The 16,137-nt window shown below is 42.9% G+C and carries 14 protein-coding genes; 7 read left to right on the top strand and 7 right to left on the bottom strand.

From position 1 onward, the window contains the following. Positions 1–14 precede the first annotated feature (14 nt). Entirely contained in the window at positions 15–497 is a 483-nt protein-coding gene (locus tag DBK98_RS12625; protein ID WP_032530583.1) for a UpxZ family transcription anti-terminator antagonist, read from the bottom strand. Positions 498–500: 3 nt separating this feature from the next. Continuing rightward, entirely contained in the window at positions 501–1,025 is a 525-nt protein-coding gene (upbY, locus tag DBK98_RS12620; protein ID WP_005786813.1) for a capsular polysaccharide transcription antiterminator UpbY, read from the bottom strand. Between the two features lie 521 nt (positions 1,026–1,546). On the opposite strand from upbY, the gene DBK98_RS12615 reads away from it, so the two are divergent. From DBK98_RS12615 to DBK98_RS12605, 3 genes are all read left to right on the top strand, one after another. Beyond that, the gene (locus DBK98_RS12615) at positions 1,547–1,885 is read left to right on the top strand and encodes a hypothetical protein (RefSeq protein WP_032536257.1); all 339 of its coding nucleotides are present in this window, start codon (positions 1,547–1,549) and stop codon (positions 1,883–1,885) included. A gap of 140 nt (positions 1,886–2,025) precedes the next feature. Beyond that, positions 2,026–2,373, top strand: coding sequence for an SH3 beta-barrel fold-containing protein (locus DBK98_RS12610; RefSeq protein ID WP_032536258.1), 348 nt, complete (start codon positions 2,026–2,028; stop codon positions 2,371–2,373). A 49-nt stretch (positions 2,374–2,422) separates the two neighbouring features. Then, positions 2,423–3,226, top strand: coding sequence for a DUF4373 domain-containing protein (locus DBK98_RS12605; RefSeq protein ID WP_032536259.1), 804 nt, complete (start codon positions 2,423–2,425; stop codon positions 3,224–3,226). A gap of 298 nt (positions 3,227–3,524) precedes the next feature. On the opposite strand, the gene DBK98_RS12600 is transcribed toward DBK98_RS12605, so the two are convergent. Next, positions 3,525–4,796, bottom strand: coding sequence for an ATP-binding protein (locus DBK98_RS12600; RefSeq protein ID WP_032536260.1), 1,272 nt, complete (start codon positions 4,794–4,796; stop codon positions 3,525–3,527). Between the two features lie 213 nt (positions 4,797–5,009). On the opposite strand from DBK98_RS12600, the gene gmd reads away from it, so the two are divergent. The 4 genes from gmd (at position 5,010) to DBK98_RS12580 (ending at position 10,273) form a co-directional block, all read left to right on the top strand. After that, complete coding sequence (gmd, locus tag DBK98_RS12595; protein ID WP_032536261.1) at positions 5,010–6,083, top strand: GDP-mannose 4,6-dehydratase; 1,074 nt, start codon at positions 5,010–5,012, stop codon at positions 6,081–6,083. A gap of 4 nt (positions 6,084–6,087) precedes the next feature. Continuing rightward, positions 6,088–7,158: a GDP-L-fucose synthase gene (locus tag DBK98_RS12590; RefSeq protein WP_032536347.1), complete on the top strand. Its 1,071-nt coding sequence runs from the start codon at positions 6,088–6,090 to the stop codon at positions 7,156–7,158. A 190-nt stretch (positions 7,159–7,348) separates the two neighbouring features. Beyond that, a complete protein-coding gene (locus DBK98_RS12585) occupies positions 7,349–9,007 on the top strand; it encodes an AMP-binding protein (protein WP_032530426.1) in 1,659 nt (552 codons plus the stop codon). Positions 9,008–9,115: 108 nt separating this feature from the next. After that, positions 9,116–10,273 carry an LA_2272 family surface repeat-containing protein gene (locus tag DBK98_RS12580; RefSeq protein WP_005776596.1) on the top strand — a complete coding sequence of 386 codons (1,158 nt, stop codon included), beginning with the start codon at positions 9,116–9,118 and terminating at the stop codon, positions 10,271–10,273. 71 nt (positions 10,274–10,344) lie between these two features. Here DBK98_RS12580 and DBK98_RS12575 read toward each other — a convergent pair whose 3' ends face one another. The 4 genes from DBK98_RS12575 to DBK98_RS12560 form a co-directional block, all read right to left on the bottom strand. Then, complete coding sequence (locus tag DBK98_RS12575) at positions 10,345–12,339, bottom strand: fructose-bisphosphatase class III (RefSeq protein ID WP_005776595.1); 1,995 nt, start codon at positions 12,337–12,339, stop codon at positions 10,345–10,347. 49 nt (positions 12,340–12,388) lie between these two features. Then, positions 12,389–14,050 (bottom strand): putative transporter, encoded by a 1,662-nt coding sequence (locus tag DBK98_RS12570; protein ID WP_005776594.1) that lies wholly within the window; start codon positions 14,048–14,050, stop codon positions 12,389–12,391. Positions 14,051–14,135: 85 nt separating this feature from the next. After that, positions 14,136–15,488, bottom strand: a complete 1,353-nt coding sequence (locus DBK98_RS12565) for an MATE family efflux transporter (protein ID WP_032536262.1) — start codon at positions 15,486–15,488, stop codon at positions 14,136–14,138. Positions 15,489–15,600: 112 nt separating this feature from the next. Then, entirely contained in the window at positions 15,601–16,047 is a 447-nt protein-coding gene (locus DBK98_RS12560; RefSeq protein ID WP_005776592.1) for a hypothetical protein, read from the bottom strand. Positions 16,048–16,137 lie beyond the last annotated feature (90 nt).

The raw sequence follows: 16,137 nt of genomic DNA, 5'->3' as shown, positions 1-16,137 counted from the left end.
AAAATAGAATTATTCTATTCCATTTCACTATAAGGATATGGATTCTCTTCCAAAGTTCTCAAATTATTGATTGCCTCTTTTTTATCTTCAGAAAGTTCTTTATCTTTCCAACTTTCTATGATAGTATGCGCCTCTTTCGCCAACTCCTCTTCAAATACCTCACCATAACAATAAGTCAACAATTGGCATTTCAATAAAGTAGCAGGAAGTTGCTCAAGCACATCCCAACAACGATTGAGAACAACTTGCTTTTTCTCCTCCTTGTCACCCTGATTATAGATGGTTGCATTGTAACCCATCAATAATGCCAGACAGATGTTTGCTTCCTCTTCGGGAGTAGCACCACGCTGAGGATACAACGCATCGGATTGTTCTAAAACTTCTTTGTTCAACTGACGGAAATGATCGGTATAAATAGGAGCACCATCCACACCTAAATAGAGTAACTCGTGCGCGAGACTCTGTAATTGTTCAATTTGAGAAGTGAGTGTATTCATAACTTAAATGACACGTAAATAACTTTTAGGAACTTTGACGCTGGCGCTCAATACACCGGCAATACGAATAACAACATAAGTTTTGTTGGCCTCGCTGGCAAGTTCGCCCTCGACACCACAGAAATCACCTTTAACTACCTGAACCCTGCTACCGACAGATAAATGGTCATTATCGAAACTAACGCCATTCGGATCTAAATCCATGACAAATATGAAGTCCTGCATCTGTTTATCAGGAACTATCAGCATAGCCCTGGTAAGCAGGTCTTTCATATAAAAAAGCTGGATATTGTATTTATTAGAAATATCACAAGCATCTTGCTTGGTAGCTTGGATGAAGATAAGATTCTTAATAACAGGGACTTCCACCCGTTTTCGACGATACTTCAACTGCCGGATGACAAATTGAGTGGGAAGATAGTAATTGAGATCAAGTTCAGTCTTCAATTTTTCAAGAGAGTCACGAATAGCAAACTCTTGCTTATCTCGGGTACGGGCGGCAAACCAATACTTCTGTTGTTCAGACATTTACAATTTATACTTGGGGAAAATTTCCTTTGTTTCGGGTGCGCTTCGCGGTTTGAACGAGACATCTTTTCTCTTTCAAACCGTCAAATTTTACGAAACATTTTTAGAAGTTGAGAACGAACGAATGTGTTTCAAAAAACGTTCGTCTTTTGAAACAGCATTTTTGAATTTTTTTTCGATGAAAAAATGAATATTGTAAAGTAGCTGAGCAGAAAACTTTTTCTTCTCTATATGTATTTGAAAATCAATAACATAAAATCTTTGATAAAATTTTATCCACTAAATATTTTGTACATTAAAACAGACTCCTTACCTTTGTTCAATCAAACGAACGTTTTTTGAAACAACACCTATATCTTAAGATAAACAACTAATAACAAGATCCTTACACTTCAAGATTCTCCCTTTAAGCTAAAAAAACTCCGGTATTCTTTTATATTTATATTTTTTTATACAAACTTTGTCCTTTCATAAATTCATTTAATAACTAACATTATGGAAGAAAAAAAGTAGTTATCTCATTGAATGATAACTTAGTAACCATCGAAGTAAATGGAAAAGTAATCTTTGCGGGTAAAGCCGACTTGCAATTCAGCCTCAATCAAAAGGTTAGAGAACCACTACGCATCACAAAAGGCAAAGGAAAGCTAATGGAGGCACTTACCGAAAGCTTTATCAAAGGCGGAATCAACGACATGGAAAACAGACCCATTGAAGAACTACAGGAAACAATAAAAGAATATCTCACCTTTGAATATCAGCGCAAAGGCATTGCTACAGAGCCCAATAAACGTTCTTTTCTATCAGAGCTGAAAAAATATGCCAGAGCATTCCGGAAAAAGCGAAATGAAAGCAAATAACCGATTGTTAAAATCCTGTAAAAGTCCCTTTCTAAAGTACTTTTACAGGATTAGTCTATTCAAAACTTATTACCGTACTTTGCCACGGGTAAAAATAAAAGCCCGACAATAACTCATTAATAAACTTAAAAAAATCAATTATGAAAAAGAACAGGAAATCAGTATCGAAAAACGAAATGATGAAAGGAAAATGGAAAAGACAAATCATGCTCGAAAAGGACTACACAGAACAGTGCTCCGAATGGATGGCAGAACGACTGGAAGCCCTCATAGAATATATGCAATATGGACATGCAGCCGTAGCTTATATGAAACAGGACGGAACATTCAAACTGGTGAAAGGAACATTGGTGGGATACGAAAAAGATTTCGGAAAGCAGTATGACCCGATGGAAATAAAAAACACAGTGGTCTACCGGGATGTGGAGCAACAAAGGTGGATGACCTTCAAAATAGAGAATTTCATGGAATGGAGAGCGATCGTATAGGAGAATCTTTCAGTGACCAATTAATCAGCAACATAACAACTTAACAATTATGGCAACAACATACGATGGAATAAATTACTTTCCAATAGCTGTAAATTTTATGGAAGAGAACGCAATGGAGGTAATAGAAGCAAAATATGGCATGAAAGGACTCGCGATTGTACTGAAACTCCTATGCAAAATATATAAAGAAGGATATTATATTCCGTGGGGTGAGGAACAATGCCTTATTTTCGCCAACAAGACGGGAAAAGAGGCAGACGCAGAAGAGGTGCAGGGGATTATCGAGATAATGATCGAGAAAGGAATGATAGACAGGGGAAGCTATGCGGAACATAAAGTACTGACCTCTGAAGCAATACAAAAAGTATGGATAGAGGCAACCAAGCGAAGAAAGAGGAACTGGACAGCCATGCCTTATCTACTGATAAAACCGAAAGAGACATGTAATGAAGAAAAGACCGTCTGCACGCAAAATGTAGAGCAGGATGCAGGCTCTGATGCAAAAAATGCATGCAATACCGAACAAAGTAAAGTAAAGCAAAGCAAAGAATTTCCCCCCTCAGCTCCCCCAAGGGGGAAGGAAGAGGAAGTCAATGCTACGCCGGTCAGTATGCCCGGATACGCATTTAATACGATGACACACAACTACGTGGGATTAATGGGAAACCTGGAACGATTCGGAATAACAGACGAAAAAGAGATCGAAGCAATCCTGCGACTGTCGGATTACGGGAGAAAAGGAACCCCTGTATGGAAACTGATTTGCAGCACGAACTGGAGTAACATCGGAGCAAAAGGAAAATACATGATCGCAGCGTTGAACCGGGCAAAGAAAAGAAGCGGAACCTAAAAGAAGAAGAATTTTTCTGACAAACAGTATGTTTTTATATTCCGGAAAATGCTGTTTGCTTGCAATCAATTAAAGAATGCAGCTGTTTTCCTCCGGAAACGAGCACTGATTCTCAAGGGGTTGAAAAGCGATTCAAAAAGCACTAATACGAAGTTAAAATCGTGACTTCAGGAAGTTAACTTCCCAGAGATACGATTTTAACTTCATAATGTTATGATATTAACTTCGTAAACGACAAGATGTTAACTTCGTAAACGGCATCATCCGGACATCAAAGCTATCAAAAAAGATTGTCAGACTATAGTATTTCAGACAGTTGCCAGACTTGTATGTGACGAATCCCTTCTTTGGAGGGCAATGTGGTATCGTCCATAGAAACGACCCACTTTTCATAATTGTCTTGTATCATCTCCAGCGTATTGTACATTTGCTCCACTTGAAAATCATCATTGAGCAGAGGTGCACATTGCAAATACACAATGCGGTCTTTCTTCCTGCCAACAAAATCGACCAGTTTACCCCCACGAAGCACACCTACAAAAACGGTATATCCGGCACGCCGCAGTTCCAGATAAACCTGGTTCTCAAAGCAGGATTTTCGGGAACCGGCAAAAAAAGGATAAAGATGGCGCATGAACGCCCAATCGTTAATATAGTATTTGCAGCTACCCAGAAGGATCTCTTTGCTGCGGATCTGATAACGTTCCACGCGATGAATCAGAGAGGTATCTTCCAGATAGCAGATATAATTGGCAACCGTATCATAACTCGTCTTCCGGTTCTGGGAAGCAAAGTGACTGACCAGCTGACCGATGGTAATCAACTCAGCGAGATGGGTGCACAAATAGACGAACACATCTTCGAGCAGGCGGGCATCCTTAATCCGATACCGACGGATGATGTCACGAAACAGAATCGTATCGCGAAGAGCGGAAATGGCTTTCCATCCGGCCTCCGCATCCGAAAGATTGAAAAGAATGGGTAGTGCCCCCTTACCCATATATTCCGCGTAATTTTTGCCGGTAGCCTCTACCCTCTCCAATATCCTGTGCTCGGAAAAGCTAAAGGGAAATATCTCAAAACTGACGTAATGTCTGGCCAAAAGCTTCTCGGCTTCACCCGAAAGCATATCCTGGTTGGAACCACTGATAAACAGCTCGCAAGTATCTACAAAATCCTGTGAATGGGAATGGACAAAATGTTCCCAGCCCTCCACTTTTTGTATTTCTTCAATAAAAATATAGACTTTACCTACCGGATGGATTTTCTCACGATAGATAAAAAGCAAGTCGTCCAGATCACGATAGCCGGAAAGTACGCCCGAATCTGTGAACTTCTTACTTATATATAGAATGTTCCGTGATGAAACGCCATCGGCAATCAACTGATAAATGATCTGCCGCAACAGGCATCCTTTACCTACCCCTCTCTGTCCGGTCAGGACCTTTACAAGGCGGTTACCTACATACCCGAATATACGGTTTGTGTAACTTTTACGGGCAAATTCCACTTTCGGAAGTTTTCCATTCCAGTAGTTGGACAACGCCAATTCATCAAATATATCGTTCATATATGAATTTATTTAAAATAAAATCCATTATATAAAATAGAATAGATATTTCAATATTAAAAATCATAATATTCATTTCTATTTTAATAAATTACAGCAAAGATAAGTTTTTTCCGTTGAAAAAAGAAAATAATTCAGCAGATAGATTGCCCGTTCTTATGAAAATACCGAATATTGCATCGTCAAAAAGATTATAAACTCAAAACAATAGACATGAAAAAAGCTCTTATTTCAGGTATTACCGGACAGGATGGTTCATTCCTCGCCGAGTTTCTTCTTCAGAAAGGTTACGAAGTACACGGCATCCTGCGCCGTTCATCTTCTTTCAATACAGGCCGGATCGAACACTTGTACTTTGATGAATGGGTGCGCGATATGAAACAGAAACGTACAGTCAACCTGCACTACGGAGATATGACCGACTCAAGTTCACTGATCCGCATCATCCAGCAAGTACAACCCGACGAGATATACAACCTGGCGGCACAAAGCCACGTAAAAGTATCGTTCGATGTACCGGAATATACCGCCGAGGCGGATGCACTCGGTACATTGCGTATGCTTGAAGCTGTCCGCATCCTGGGACTGGAAAAACAGACACGCATCTACCAGGCTTCCACTTCCGAACTCTACGGAAAAGTACAGGAAGTGCCGCAAAGCGAAACGACTCCGTTCTACCCGCGTTCTCCGTATGGAGTAGCCAAACAATACGGTTTCTGGATCACCAAGAACTATCGTGAAAGTTACGGAATGTTTGCCGTAAACGGTATCTTATTCAATCACGAGAGTGAACGCCGTGGCGAGACTTTCGTAACCCGTAAGATCACGCTGGCAGCAGCACGCATCGCACAAGGCGAACAGGATAAATTATATTTGGGTAACCTGGATGCCAAGCGTGACTGGGGCTATGCCAAAGATTACGTAGAATGTATGTGGCTGATCCTGCAACATGACGTACCCGAAGATTTCGTAATCGCTACCGGTGAAATGCATACCGTCCGCGAATTCTGTACACTGGCATTTGCCGAAATAGGCATCAACCTGCGTTGGGAAGGCGAAGGCGTCAATGAGAAAGGAATCGACACGGCCACCGGTAAAGTACTGGTAGAAGTCGACCCGAGATATTTCCGCCCTGCCGAAGTGGAGCAATTGCTCGGTAACCCGACCAAAGCCAGAACCGTATTGGGATGGAATCCATGCAAAACGCCATTCCCGGAACTGGTAAAAATCATGGTACGCCATGATATGGCCAAAGTGAAAAGAATGATTGCGACTAAACATGATTGACAGAATGGATAAAAACGCAAAAATTTATGTAGCCGGACACCACGGACTGGTGGGTTCGGCTATATGGAAAAACCTGCAGGAAAAGGGATATACGAATCTGGTGGGACGCACACATAAGGAACTGGACTTATTGGACGGTGCGGCCGTAAAGCAGTTTTTTGATGAGGAAATGCCGGAGTACGTATTTCTGGCTGCCGCCTTTGTAGGAGGGATCATGGCCAATAGTATCTACCGTGCGGACTTTATCTACAAGAACTTACAGATACAGCAGAACGTGATCGGAGAAAGTTTCCGCCATCAAGTGAAAAAGCTGCTTTTTCTGGGAAGTACCTGCATCTATCCACGAGATGCCGAACAGCCGATGAAAGAGGACGTCTTGCTCACTTCTCCGCTGGAATATACCAACGAACCTTATGCCATAGCCAAAATAGCCGGACTGAAAATGTGCGAAAGCTTCAACCTGCAATATGGAACGAATTACATCGCCGTGATGCCGACCAACCTGTATGGGCCGAACGATAACTTTGACTTGGAACGCAGTCATGTGCTGCCTGCCATGATCCGTAAAATTCACTTGGCACACTGCCTGAAAAAAGGAGATTGGGAAGCTGTGCGTAAAGACATGAACCTGCGTCCGGTGGAAGGCATCAGTGGTGCCAACTCCAACGAAGAGATCCTCAGGATTCTCCGGAAATACGGCATTACTGAAACGGAGGTGACACTTTGGGGAACAGGAACGCCTCTAAGGGAATTTCTTTGGAGTGAAGAAATGGCAGATGCCAGTGTCTTCGTAATGGAACATGTGGACTTCAAGGATACCTACAAAGCCGGTGCAAAAGACATCCGCAACTGCCACATCAATATAGGCACCGGCAAAGAAATAACGATCCGCGAACTGGCAGAACTGATTGTAAGCACAGTCGGCTATCAGGGAAAGCTGACTTTCGACAGCAGTAAGCCGGACGGAACCATGCGAAAACTTACCGACCCGTCGAAATTGCACAACCTCGGATGGCATCATAAGATCGATATTGAAGAGGGGGTACAAAGAATGTACGAGTGGTATCTGGGATAATTATTCACCACAGAGGGCACAGAGGACACAGAGTTTTAAAATAGAAAAAAATAAAACTCTATGTCCTTCGTGTTATCCCGTGATGAATACAATGAAAGCTGCAAAAGAAAAATTTAAATAGCTTCTAAGTTTTCAAATCTCAATTAAATGGCTATATTTGCACAATTTATCATCAAATGTGCAAAAAACAATGGAACAAAGTTTTATAGCTTACATTGAAAACAGTATCAAAAACAATTGGGATCTGGATGCCCTGACAGATTATAAGGGTGCCACCCTACAGTATAAAGACGTAGCCCGCAAAATAGAAAAGCTCCACATCATCTTTGAAGAAAGCGGAATCCGTAAAGGAGACAAAATAGCCGTTTGCGGAAGAAATAGTTCCCATTGGGGAGTTACTTTCCTCGCGACTCTCACTTATGGAGCGGTTATCGTCCCCATCTTACATGAATTCAAAGCAGATAACGTACACAATATCGTCAATCACTCGGAAGCCAAACTCCTGTTTGTAGGAGACGTGGTCTGGGAAAACCTCAATGAGTCTGCCATGCCGTTGCTCGAAGGTATCCTGATGATGAACGATTTTACGTTACTGGTATCACGTAGCGAACGACTGACTCACGCACGTGAACACCTCAACGAAATGTTCGGGAAGAAATTCCCAAAAAATTTCCGTAAGGAACATATCGAATATCATAAGGATCAGCCTGAAGAACTGGCTGTTATCAACTATACCTCGGGAACCACCAGCTATTCAAAAGGTGTAATGCTCCCCTATCGCAGCTTATGGTCGAATACGACTTTCGCTTTCGAGGTACTTCCACTGAAAGCAGGTGATAAGATCGTATCCATGCTGCCGATGGCACACATGTACGGACTGGCCTTTGAGTTCCTGTATGAATTTGCGGTAGGGTGTCAGATCTACTTCCTCACCCGTATGCCAAGCCCAAAGATTATCTTCCAGGCGTTTGCCGAGGTAAAACCCAACCTGATTGTGGCTGTTCCGCTGATTATCGAAAAAATCATCAAGAAGAGCGTACTTCCGAAGTTGGAGACTCCTACCATGAAGCTGCTGCTTAAAGTGCCGATTATCAACGATAAGATTAAAGCAACGGTACGCGAAGAGATGATAAAAGGCTTTGGCGGCAACTTTGAAGCTGTCATTGTAGGTGGAGCCGCCTTCAACCAGGAGGTGGAACAATTCCTGAGAATGATCGACTTCCCTTATACAGTGGGCTATGGTATGACCGAGTGTGGTCCTATTATTTGTTACGAAGACTGGAAACGCTTCAAACCGGGTTCATGTGGAAAAGCTGCACTCAACATGGAAGTGAAAGTCCTTTCGCCCGACCCGGAGAATGTGGTAGGCGAAATTGTTTGCAAAGGCCCGAACGTAATGTTGGGTTACTACAAAAATGAAGAGGCTACCGCCCAGGTAATCGACAAAGACGGCTGGCTGCATACCGGTGACCTCGCTTTGGAAGATGCCGAAGGAAACATCACAATCAAGGGACGTAGCAAAAACATGTTGCTCAGTGCCAGCGGACAAAATATCTATCCGGAGGAAATAGAAGATAAACTGAACAACCTGCCATACGTGGCCGAAAGTATTATCGTACAACAAAACGACAAATTGGTAGGATTGGTTTATCCGGATTTTGACGAAGCCTTCGCGCATGGCTTGAAGAATGAAGATATGGAACGGGTAATGGAGGAAAACCGGATTACCCTGAATGAAATGCTCCCGGCTTATAGCCAGATTTCGAAAATGAAAATCTATCCGGAAGAGTTTGAAAAGACTCCGAAAAAGAGTATCAAACGCTTCTTGTATCAGGAAGCCAAAGGTTAAAAATAATTTCTATTTTCATTAAAAAGACATCGATTACGCAGATTTGCATAGATTTTAATAGGATAATCCGTGCAAATCTGCGTAATTTGCGTTTTAAAAACTTAGCTTATGAAGAAAATCATTCTTGTTGCAGCTCTTCTTTCGGCTGCAGTCTGTCTGCCTGCACAGAATAAAGGCGGAAATAAAAGTGGTGGAATTAATCTTTCTTTATGGAAAAAAGCATGTACGCAACCACTTGACAGTACACAGACTACTTATGTCAACCTGGGACTTTTCTCGGCTATGCATAAGTTACATGGTGTAGGTATCAATGCTTTCGGCAGTATGGTGCAAAACGATATGAACGGTGTTCAAATCTCCGGGCTCGCCAATCTTGCCGGAGGAAGTATGCGTGGCGTACAAATTGGAGGTATCAGTAACGTAAATGGTAACGACCTGGCAGGATTGTCCGTCTCGGGACTCGTAAATATTACGGGAAATAAAGCGAAAGGCGTATTGATTACCGGCTTAAGCAATATCGCCGGAGACAATACACGCGGATTAATGATCAGTGGTATCATGAACATCACAGGTGATAAAGCCGCAGGTGTACAACTGGCAGGTCTTGCCAACGTAACCGGTGAGGAATATGACGGACTTATGATGTCGGGACTGCTGAATGTAGTGGGAGAAAAAATGAATGGGTTGCAGCTCTCCGCACTCGCCAACGTGACCGGCGGCCAAATGAACGGAGCACAATTGGGGTTGTTCAATTTTGCGTCGAAAGCGAAAGGATTGCAAATCGGACTTTTCAATTATTATAAAGATGACATGAAAGGGCTCCAATTGGGACTGGTCAATGCAAATCCGCAAACCAAAGTACAATTAATGGTATTTGGAGGCAACAGAACCAAAATCAATGTAGGTGCCCGCTTTAAGAACAAACTCTTCTACACTATACTCGGTGGAGGTACACATTATCTCGATTTCAATGACAAATTTTCTGCAGCTTTATTCTACCGGGCAGGTCTCGAACTTCCTCTCTACAAAAATCTGTTTGTAAGTGGCGATTTAGGCTTTCAGCACATCGAAACTTTCCGGAATAAAAAAGTAGAAGGTATTCCGGCGCGTCTCTATGCCTTACAGGCACGCCTCAATCTGGAATATCGGTTTACGGATAAATTCGGTTTATTCGTAACCGGCGGTTATGGTGGCAGCCGTTACTATAATAAAGCCAAGACTTATGACAAGGGACTGATCGCTGAAGCGGGAGTGGTTCTGTTCTAATTGATTTACCACAGAGTCCCACAGAGGAATAATTTAAATATAAACTCTGTGGGACTCTGTGGTGAACCTGATCAGACCTTCTCCTTGATCAACCCGATCCGATAAGCTACCAATAACTTCTTTAAATCCTGAATTTGCGTTACCAGCTCTTTCCCCTTATCGGTATCTTTCACCATCATCCGCTGTGAATTGAATTCAATAACAAAAGTAGTCGACTTAATGTCCTGCCCCTCCTCTATTGCCTTCTGAGTAGACTGGAAAGGTTCATGCTGGACCAACTGCAGCCCATGCGAATGATATACCAGCGTATATCCGGCAATACCGGTCTCCGGTTGATAGGCTTTTGAAAAACCGCCATCGATCACCAATAATTTTCCACCTGCTTTCATGGGTTGTTCCCCTTTTATGGTTTTTACCGGCACATGCCCGTTGATAATATGAGTATGCTGTCCCGTCACTCCGAATTCTTCAAGAATACGGTCACAGATTTCTTCTTTATTACGCAACGCATAATAATATCCTTTCGTCTCTTTATGCAAACTTTTGTCCGCAATGAAATAACGTTCAAAAGTAGCCATCTTATCTTTATCGAACGAGGGAGCATCCGGACCACACCACAGATACCAGATATAATCCATCGCAAAGCGTTTCTCCTCTTCGTCATCTTCATCAAAATAAGCCGTACGGATTAGCTGATCGATCTTATCCAGCAAATTCTTTCCCCAATATTCTTTTCCGCAGATATTCACATGTTTGAAACTTCCATCTTCGTTGAGAGGCACAGAGGCATGATAAAGCAGATTGGAATTGCACACCAGATACATACCTCCATAGGTAAAGAGACAACGCATATGCTTCTTCAACTTCTCACTATTCATAAACGAATAGTGTATCTTTTCGATCAACTCCTGTTCTTCATCACTCAGGCGATAAGGGTCTGCCGGATCGACCGTGGGGAAGTTTGTGTCACGCAACGAATATTCTTTGCCCTCATAAACAAATACCCCCCGTTCAAAATCGATTTTCTCAAGTAGTTTGCGGCCTTCCATACCAAATTCCGGACGACGATTGATGATGCCTGCCTCCAGCTTAAACTGAATGATAGTGATGGCTTTATGCATCTGGGTAATCAACCTCAGAGTCTTTTCATTATAAGTAGAATCGGCAAAATTGGTCTTAGGCGCAAAAATAGTGCAGGGATCATCTGCGTAAGTATCCATCGCAAAAGTAGCAAGCGGCAAAAGATTAATGCCATAACCGTCTTCCAATGTCCCGAGATTACCATATCGCATGGAAAGGCGAATGACATTGGCCATGCACGCTTCATTTCCCGATGCCGCTCCCATCCAGAGAATATCGTGATTCCCCCATTGGATATCGAAATTGTGATAATCGCACAAAGTATCCATAATGATATGGGCACCCGGACCACGGTCGTAGATATCGCCAACGATATGGAGTGAATCGATCGTAAGACGCTGTATCAGATTGCACATGGCTATGATAAAATCGTCGGCACGACGGGTTGAAATGATAGTACTGATAATCACATTGATATAAGCATGCTTATTGGGCTCGATAGTCGATTCGTGAAGTAACTCCTGGATGATATAGGAGAACTCGGCCGGCAATGATTTGCGAACCTTCGAACGGGTATATTTGGAAGATACATTCTGGCACACCTTCACCAGCTGATTGAGCGTGATCAGATACCAATCGTCAATATCTGTTTCGGTAGCTTTTATCAACTGCAGTTTCTCTTCCGGATAATAAATAAGGGTACAAAGCTCTTTCTTCTCAATTTCACGGAGAGTGTGGCCGAAGATCTCGTTTACTTTCCGCTTTACGGCTCCCGAAGCGTTCTTCAGCACATGCTGGAAAGCTTCATATTCGCCATGTATATCAGTCAGAAAGTGTTCGGTTCCTTTAGGGAGATTCAAAATAGCTTCAAGATTGATAATTTCGGTACTGGCGGCGGCAATGGTCGGGAAGCTGCGTGAAAGCAGTTGCAGATAACGCAGATCGGCAACGATACTTTCGGGGGTTATATTACTTTGAGCAGTCATATGATTTACGATTTAACGATTTACAATTTTAAAATTCACCCTAAAATGATTACAGAAGAAACATGAGCAACACCTGGGCTATAATGACGCGGAGGAACATACTCAACGGATAAACCGTAGCATAAGCTACCGACGGATTATCCCCGGGAATGGTATCATTGGCATAGTTCAGCGCCATCGGATTGGCCATACTGCCACATAACATGCCGGAAACGCTACCAAAGTCGATCTTCATAATCTTAAAAGCAAAGAAACCCACAAGCACAGTAGGCACAACGGTCAGACCGAAGCCAAGGCCGATCCACAAAAGACCTTCGGGACGAAAAACCGTATCGAAAAAATGGGCACCTGCATCCAATCCCAGGCAGGCAAGGTAAAGTGACAATCCCAAAGCACGCAGCATCAGATTGGCACTACGGGTGGTATAAGTAATCATATGCAAACGGGGACCGAAAGTTCCGATCAGGATACCCACAATGATAGGTCCGCCCGCCAATCCGAGGCGAATAGGTGTACTGATACCGGGAATTGAAAACGGCACGGCACCCAGAGCCAATCCCAGGATAATACCTACAAACACAGCCACAAGATTGGGTTCTTTCAAGCTTTTAACAGCATTTCCAAGTACCTTTTCCACATTCTGAATAGCAGCTGCTTCACCGACTACTGTCAGGCGGTCACCCAACTGCAATGTCAGTTCGGGAGTAGCCAACAACTGCACACCCGAACGGTATACACGGCTGATATTGATTCCGTAATGATTACGAAGACGAAGAGCTCCCAACTTCTTCCCGTTCAATTCTGGACGGGTAACGACAATGCGTTGTGAAATCAACTGGCTGTCGATGGCATTCCAGTCGATATCTTCTTTATTCCAATCCGTATTCTCTTGCTCGCCAAACAACACGGTAAGCGCTAACGCATCTTTTTCGGAAGTAACAACCAACAGGCGGTCACCCTCTTTTATGATCTTTTCGGATGTGGGAATACTGACATTGCCGTCTCTCCACAAGCGGGAGATAACAAATTTGGGATAGCTCATGTGAGCGATATCTTTAATGCTTTTATCAAAAATAGCGGGGTTGTGTACCTGGAAAGCGGCAATATAGGTTTTGTTGGCATCATCTTTCTCCTTCACTTCAAGGTCTTCACGACGCACTAACAGTTTACGGATCAACAGAACAGCCAGAATGACTCCGATCACTCCAAGAGGATAGGCCACTGCACATCCCAGAGCAGGTGTACTGCTTTCAAGCCCCATCTGTTTCAGTGTCTGCTGGGCTGCACCCAAAGCCGGGGTATTGGTCGTGGCACCGCACAGGATACCAACCATATTGGGCAATGAAACTTCTGTGGTATAACTGCAAACAACCGTAAGAAGAGTGCCCAGAATCACCACGGCAATAGCAAGCATATTGAGGGTAACTCCTCCCTTACGGAATGAACTAAAGAATCCTGGACCAACCTGTAACCCCAAGGCATATACAAAAATAATAAGTCCGAAACTCTCGGCGTAGTTCAGCATCTGCGGATCTATGGACAATCCGAAATGTCCGGCCAGAATGCCGGCAAAAAAGACAAAAGTAACGCCAAGTGAAATGCCACAAACATGAATTTTGCCCAATCCAAGCCCAATGGCGGAAATCAGGGAAAGAACGACAACTGCCTGCAAAGCAGAATGTTCGATAAAGAGACTATATAACCACTCCATGTGAATAATTTACCAATGTATCCATAAGCCAATGTATCCGTGAAACGCATAAGGATACATTAGCGTCCGCAAAGATAGCAACTATTTACGACCTCACAAAGCTTTTATTAACCCACTTCATCCCATACCAGCGACGGACAAAAATAATTCCTCGAATGTTCTCGTCGAGAGCAAAAGCAACCCACATACCGCAAATGCCCCAGGCCCAGTAAATTCCAAATAAATAACCGACACCGACAGCAACACTCCACATCACAATCAACCCGACATAAAAAGGATAATTCACATCACCCGCTGCACGCAGGGCATTCGTCGCAAAAATATTAATGGGACGGCCTATTTCAAGTACCACATCAATCAGCAATACAATCACTCCCATACGGATAATTTCGGGATTGGAAGTCAGCCAACTCAATAGAGTGTGGCCTGAAGCCGCAATAATACATGAAAGAATCAAAGTAATCATTACCGACTTCTTCATCACATATTTCCCAAGCAGAAATGCTGCATGGGGTTTCTTCTCCCCTATCAGATGTCCGATACAGATAGCACCTCCCTGTGCCATGGATATACTGAATAAATAGACAAACATAATGATATTGACACAATAGGTGCGGGTAGCCAACGCTTCAACTCCAAGCATGTTAATGAAAAAAGTAATGACTACCTGCGATGAACTGTATGAAAGTTGCTCACCTGCAGAGGGCAGACCAACCCGCATCAAATTTTTCAGCTCTACAAAAGGGAAAGGCCGGAAATAAGCCAAAGGGAAACGATGGATATGTTTGCGGAACAGAATAATAAACAGAATAACCATAGACACTCCCCTGCTGAAAGCAGTAGAGATTGCAGCCCCTTCTACCCCGAGTTCGGGAAAACCGAACTTACCAAAAATCAGCGAATAGTTACCGATGATATTAAGAATATTGATTACCACTGTTACCAACATCGGATATATAGCCTTATTGGCACTGCGTAAAGAAGCTGAAAGTGTAAGAGAAATGGCCTGAAAAAAGGCGAAAGCACCCACGATACGCATATAATCCATACCGTCAGCCATCAGTTCGGGTCCCAACCCCATCCATTGCAGAATGGTGCGGGCCATCGTAAACAGAAGCACACTGATAATCCCTCCAACCAATAAATTAACAAGTAACGACACACCTACCACCTGTACCACTTTCTTTTCGAGCCTCGCACCAAGATACTGCGAACAGAGTACGGACGTACCCAAATTGATCACTTCAAACACCAGAAAAGTCAGCATGATAATCTGATTGACAACTCCGACCGCAGCTACACTGTTATCAGAATGGCGGCTCAGCATAATGGTGTCGACCGCTCCCAGCATCATTATCAGTAATGTTTCAATAAAAATCGGAACGGCCAGTTTTGCCAAGCGCCTCTTTATGCTCTCCTGTTGAATTCTGTGTGTCATTTTACCTTAATCCTTTTCGGGCTGCAAAGGTATTTAAAAACACTGAAAAAGCGGATTGACATATATCAAGAATATATCAATCCGCCTACAATTATTTCAATAAAGGTTCGGGTTATCTCACTCCTGTAAAGTCAACATAATTATCATGTCCGTCCAAGTATCCGCTCAGTACATTCCCCCTGATCCAGACATCATCCAGATAGGAAACATCACCGGGACCATAGACCATCCGGAGAGAATATTGAGAACGGTCTTCCCAATTCCAGGTAAAAGAGTACACCGATTCGGAATAACGTCCATTGGGATATTCCACACGAATATAATCTTCACCATGACGGTCCAGATAAAAATTCAACTCCTGATAACAATAGTTTCCGTCAGCATCATAAAACGTATCTGCCCAGGTACGACTGCAAAGATCGAGGGACTTGTTATAATAGGAACCGCCAATGTTATCATCGTCATAAAAGTCATCTATCTCTATCTCACATGAAGTAAGATTTACCATTGCCACTGCCAGCAGAAACAATTTTAAATATTTGAAAGCTAAAGTTTTCATATCGTATAGTTTTTTAGTTATATCAGTTTGATGTGAACAAAAGTAGGGAAACAAATGATCTCAGGAAAAAGAAAAAACCTACATCTTCGG

Origin of the sequence: Bacteroides sp. PHL 2737, from assembly GCF_004115325.2 — a bacterium.
Taxonomy (GTDB): domain Bacteria; phylum Bacteroidota; class Bacteroidia; order Bacteroidales; family Bacteroidaceae; genus Bacteroides; species Bacteroides hominis.
This window is presented reverse-complemented; position numbering and strand designations above follow the sequence as displayed.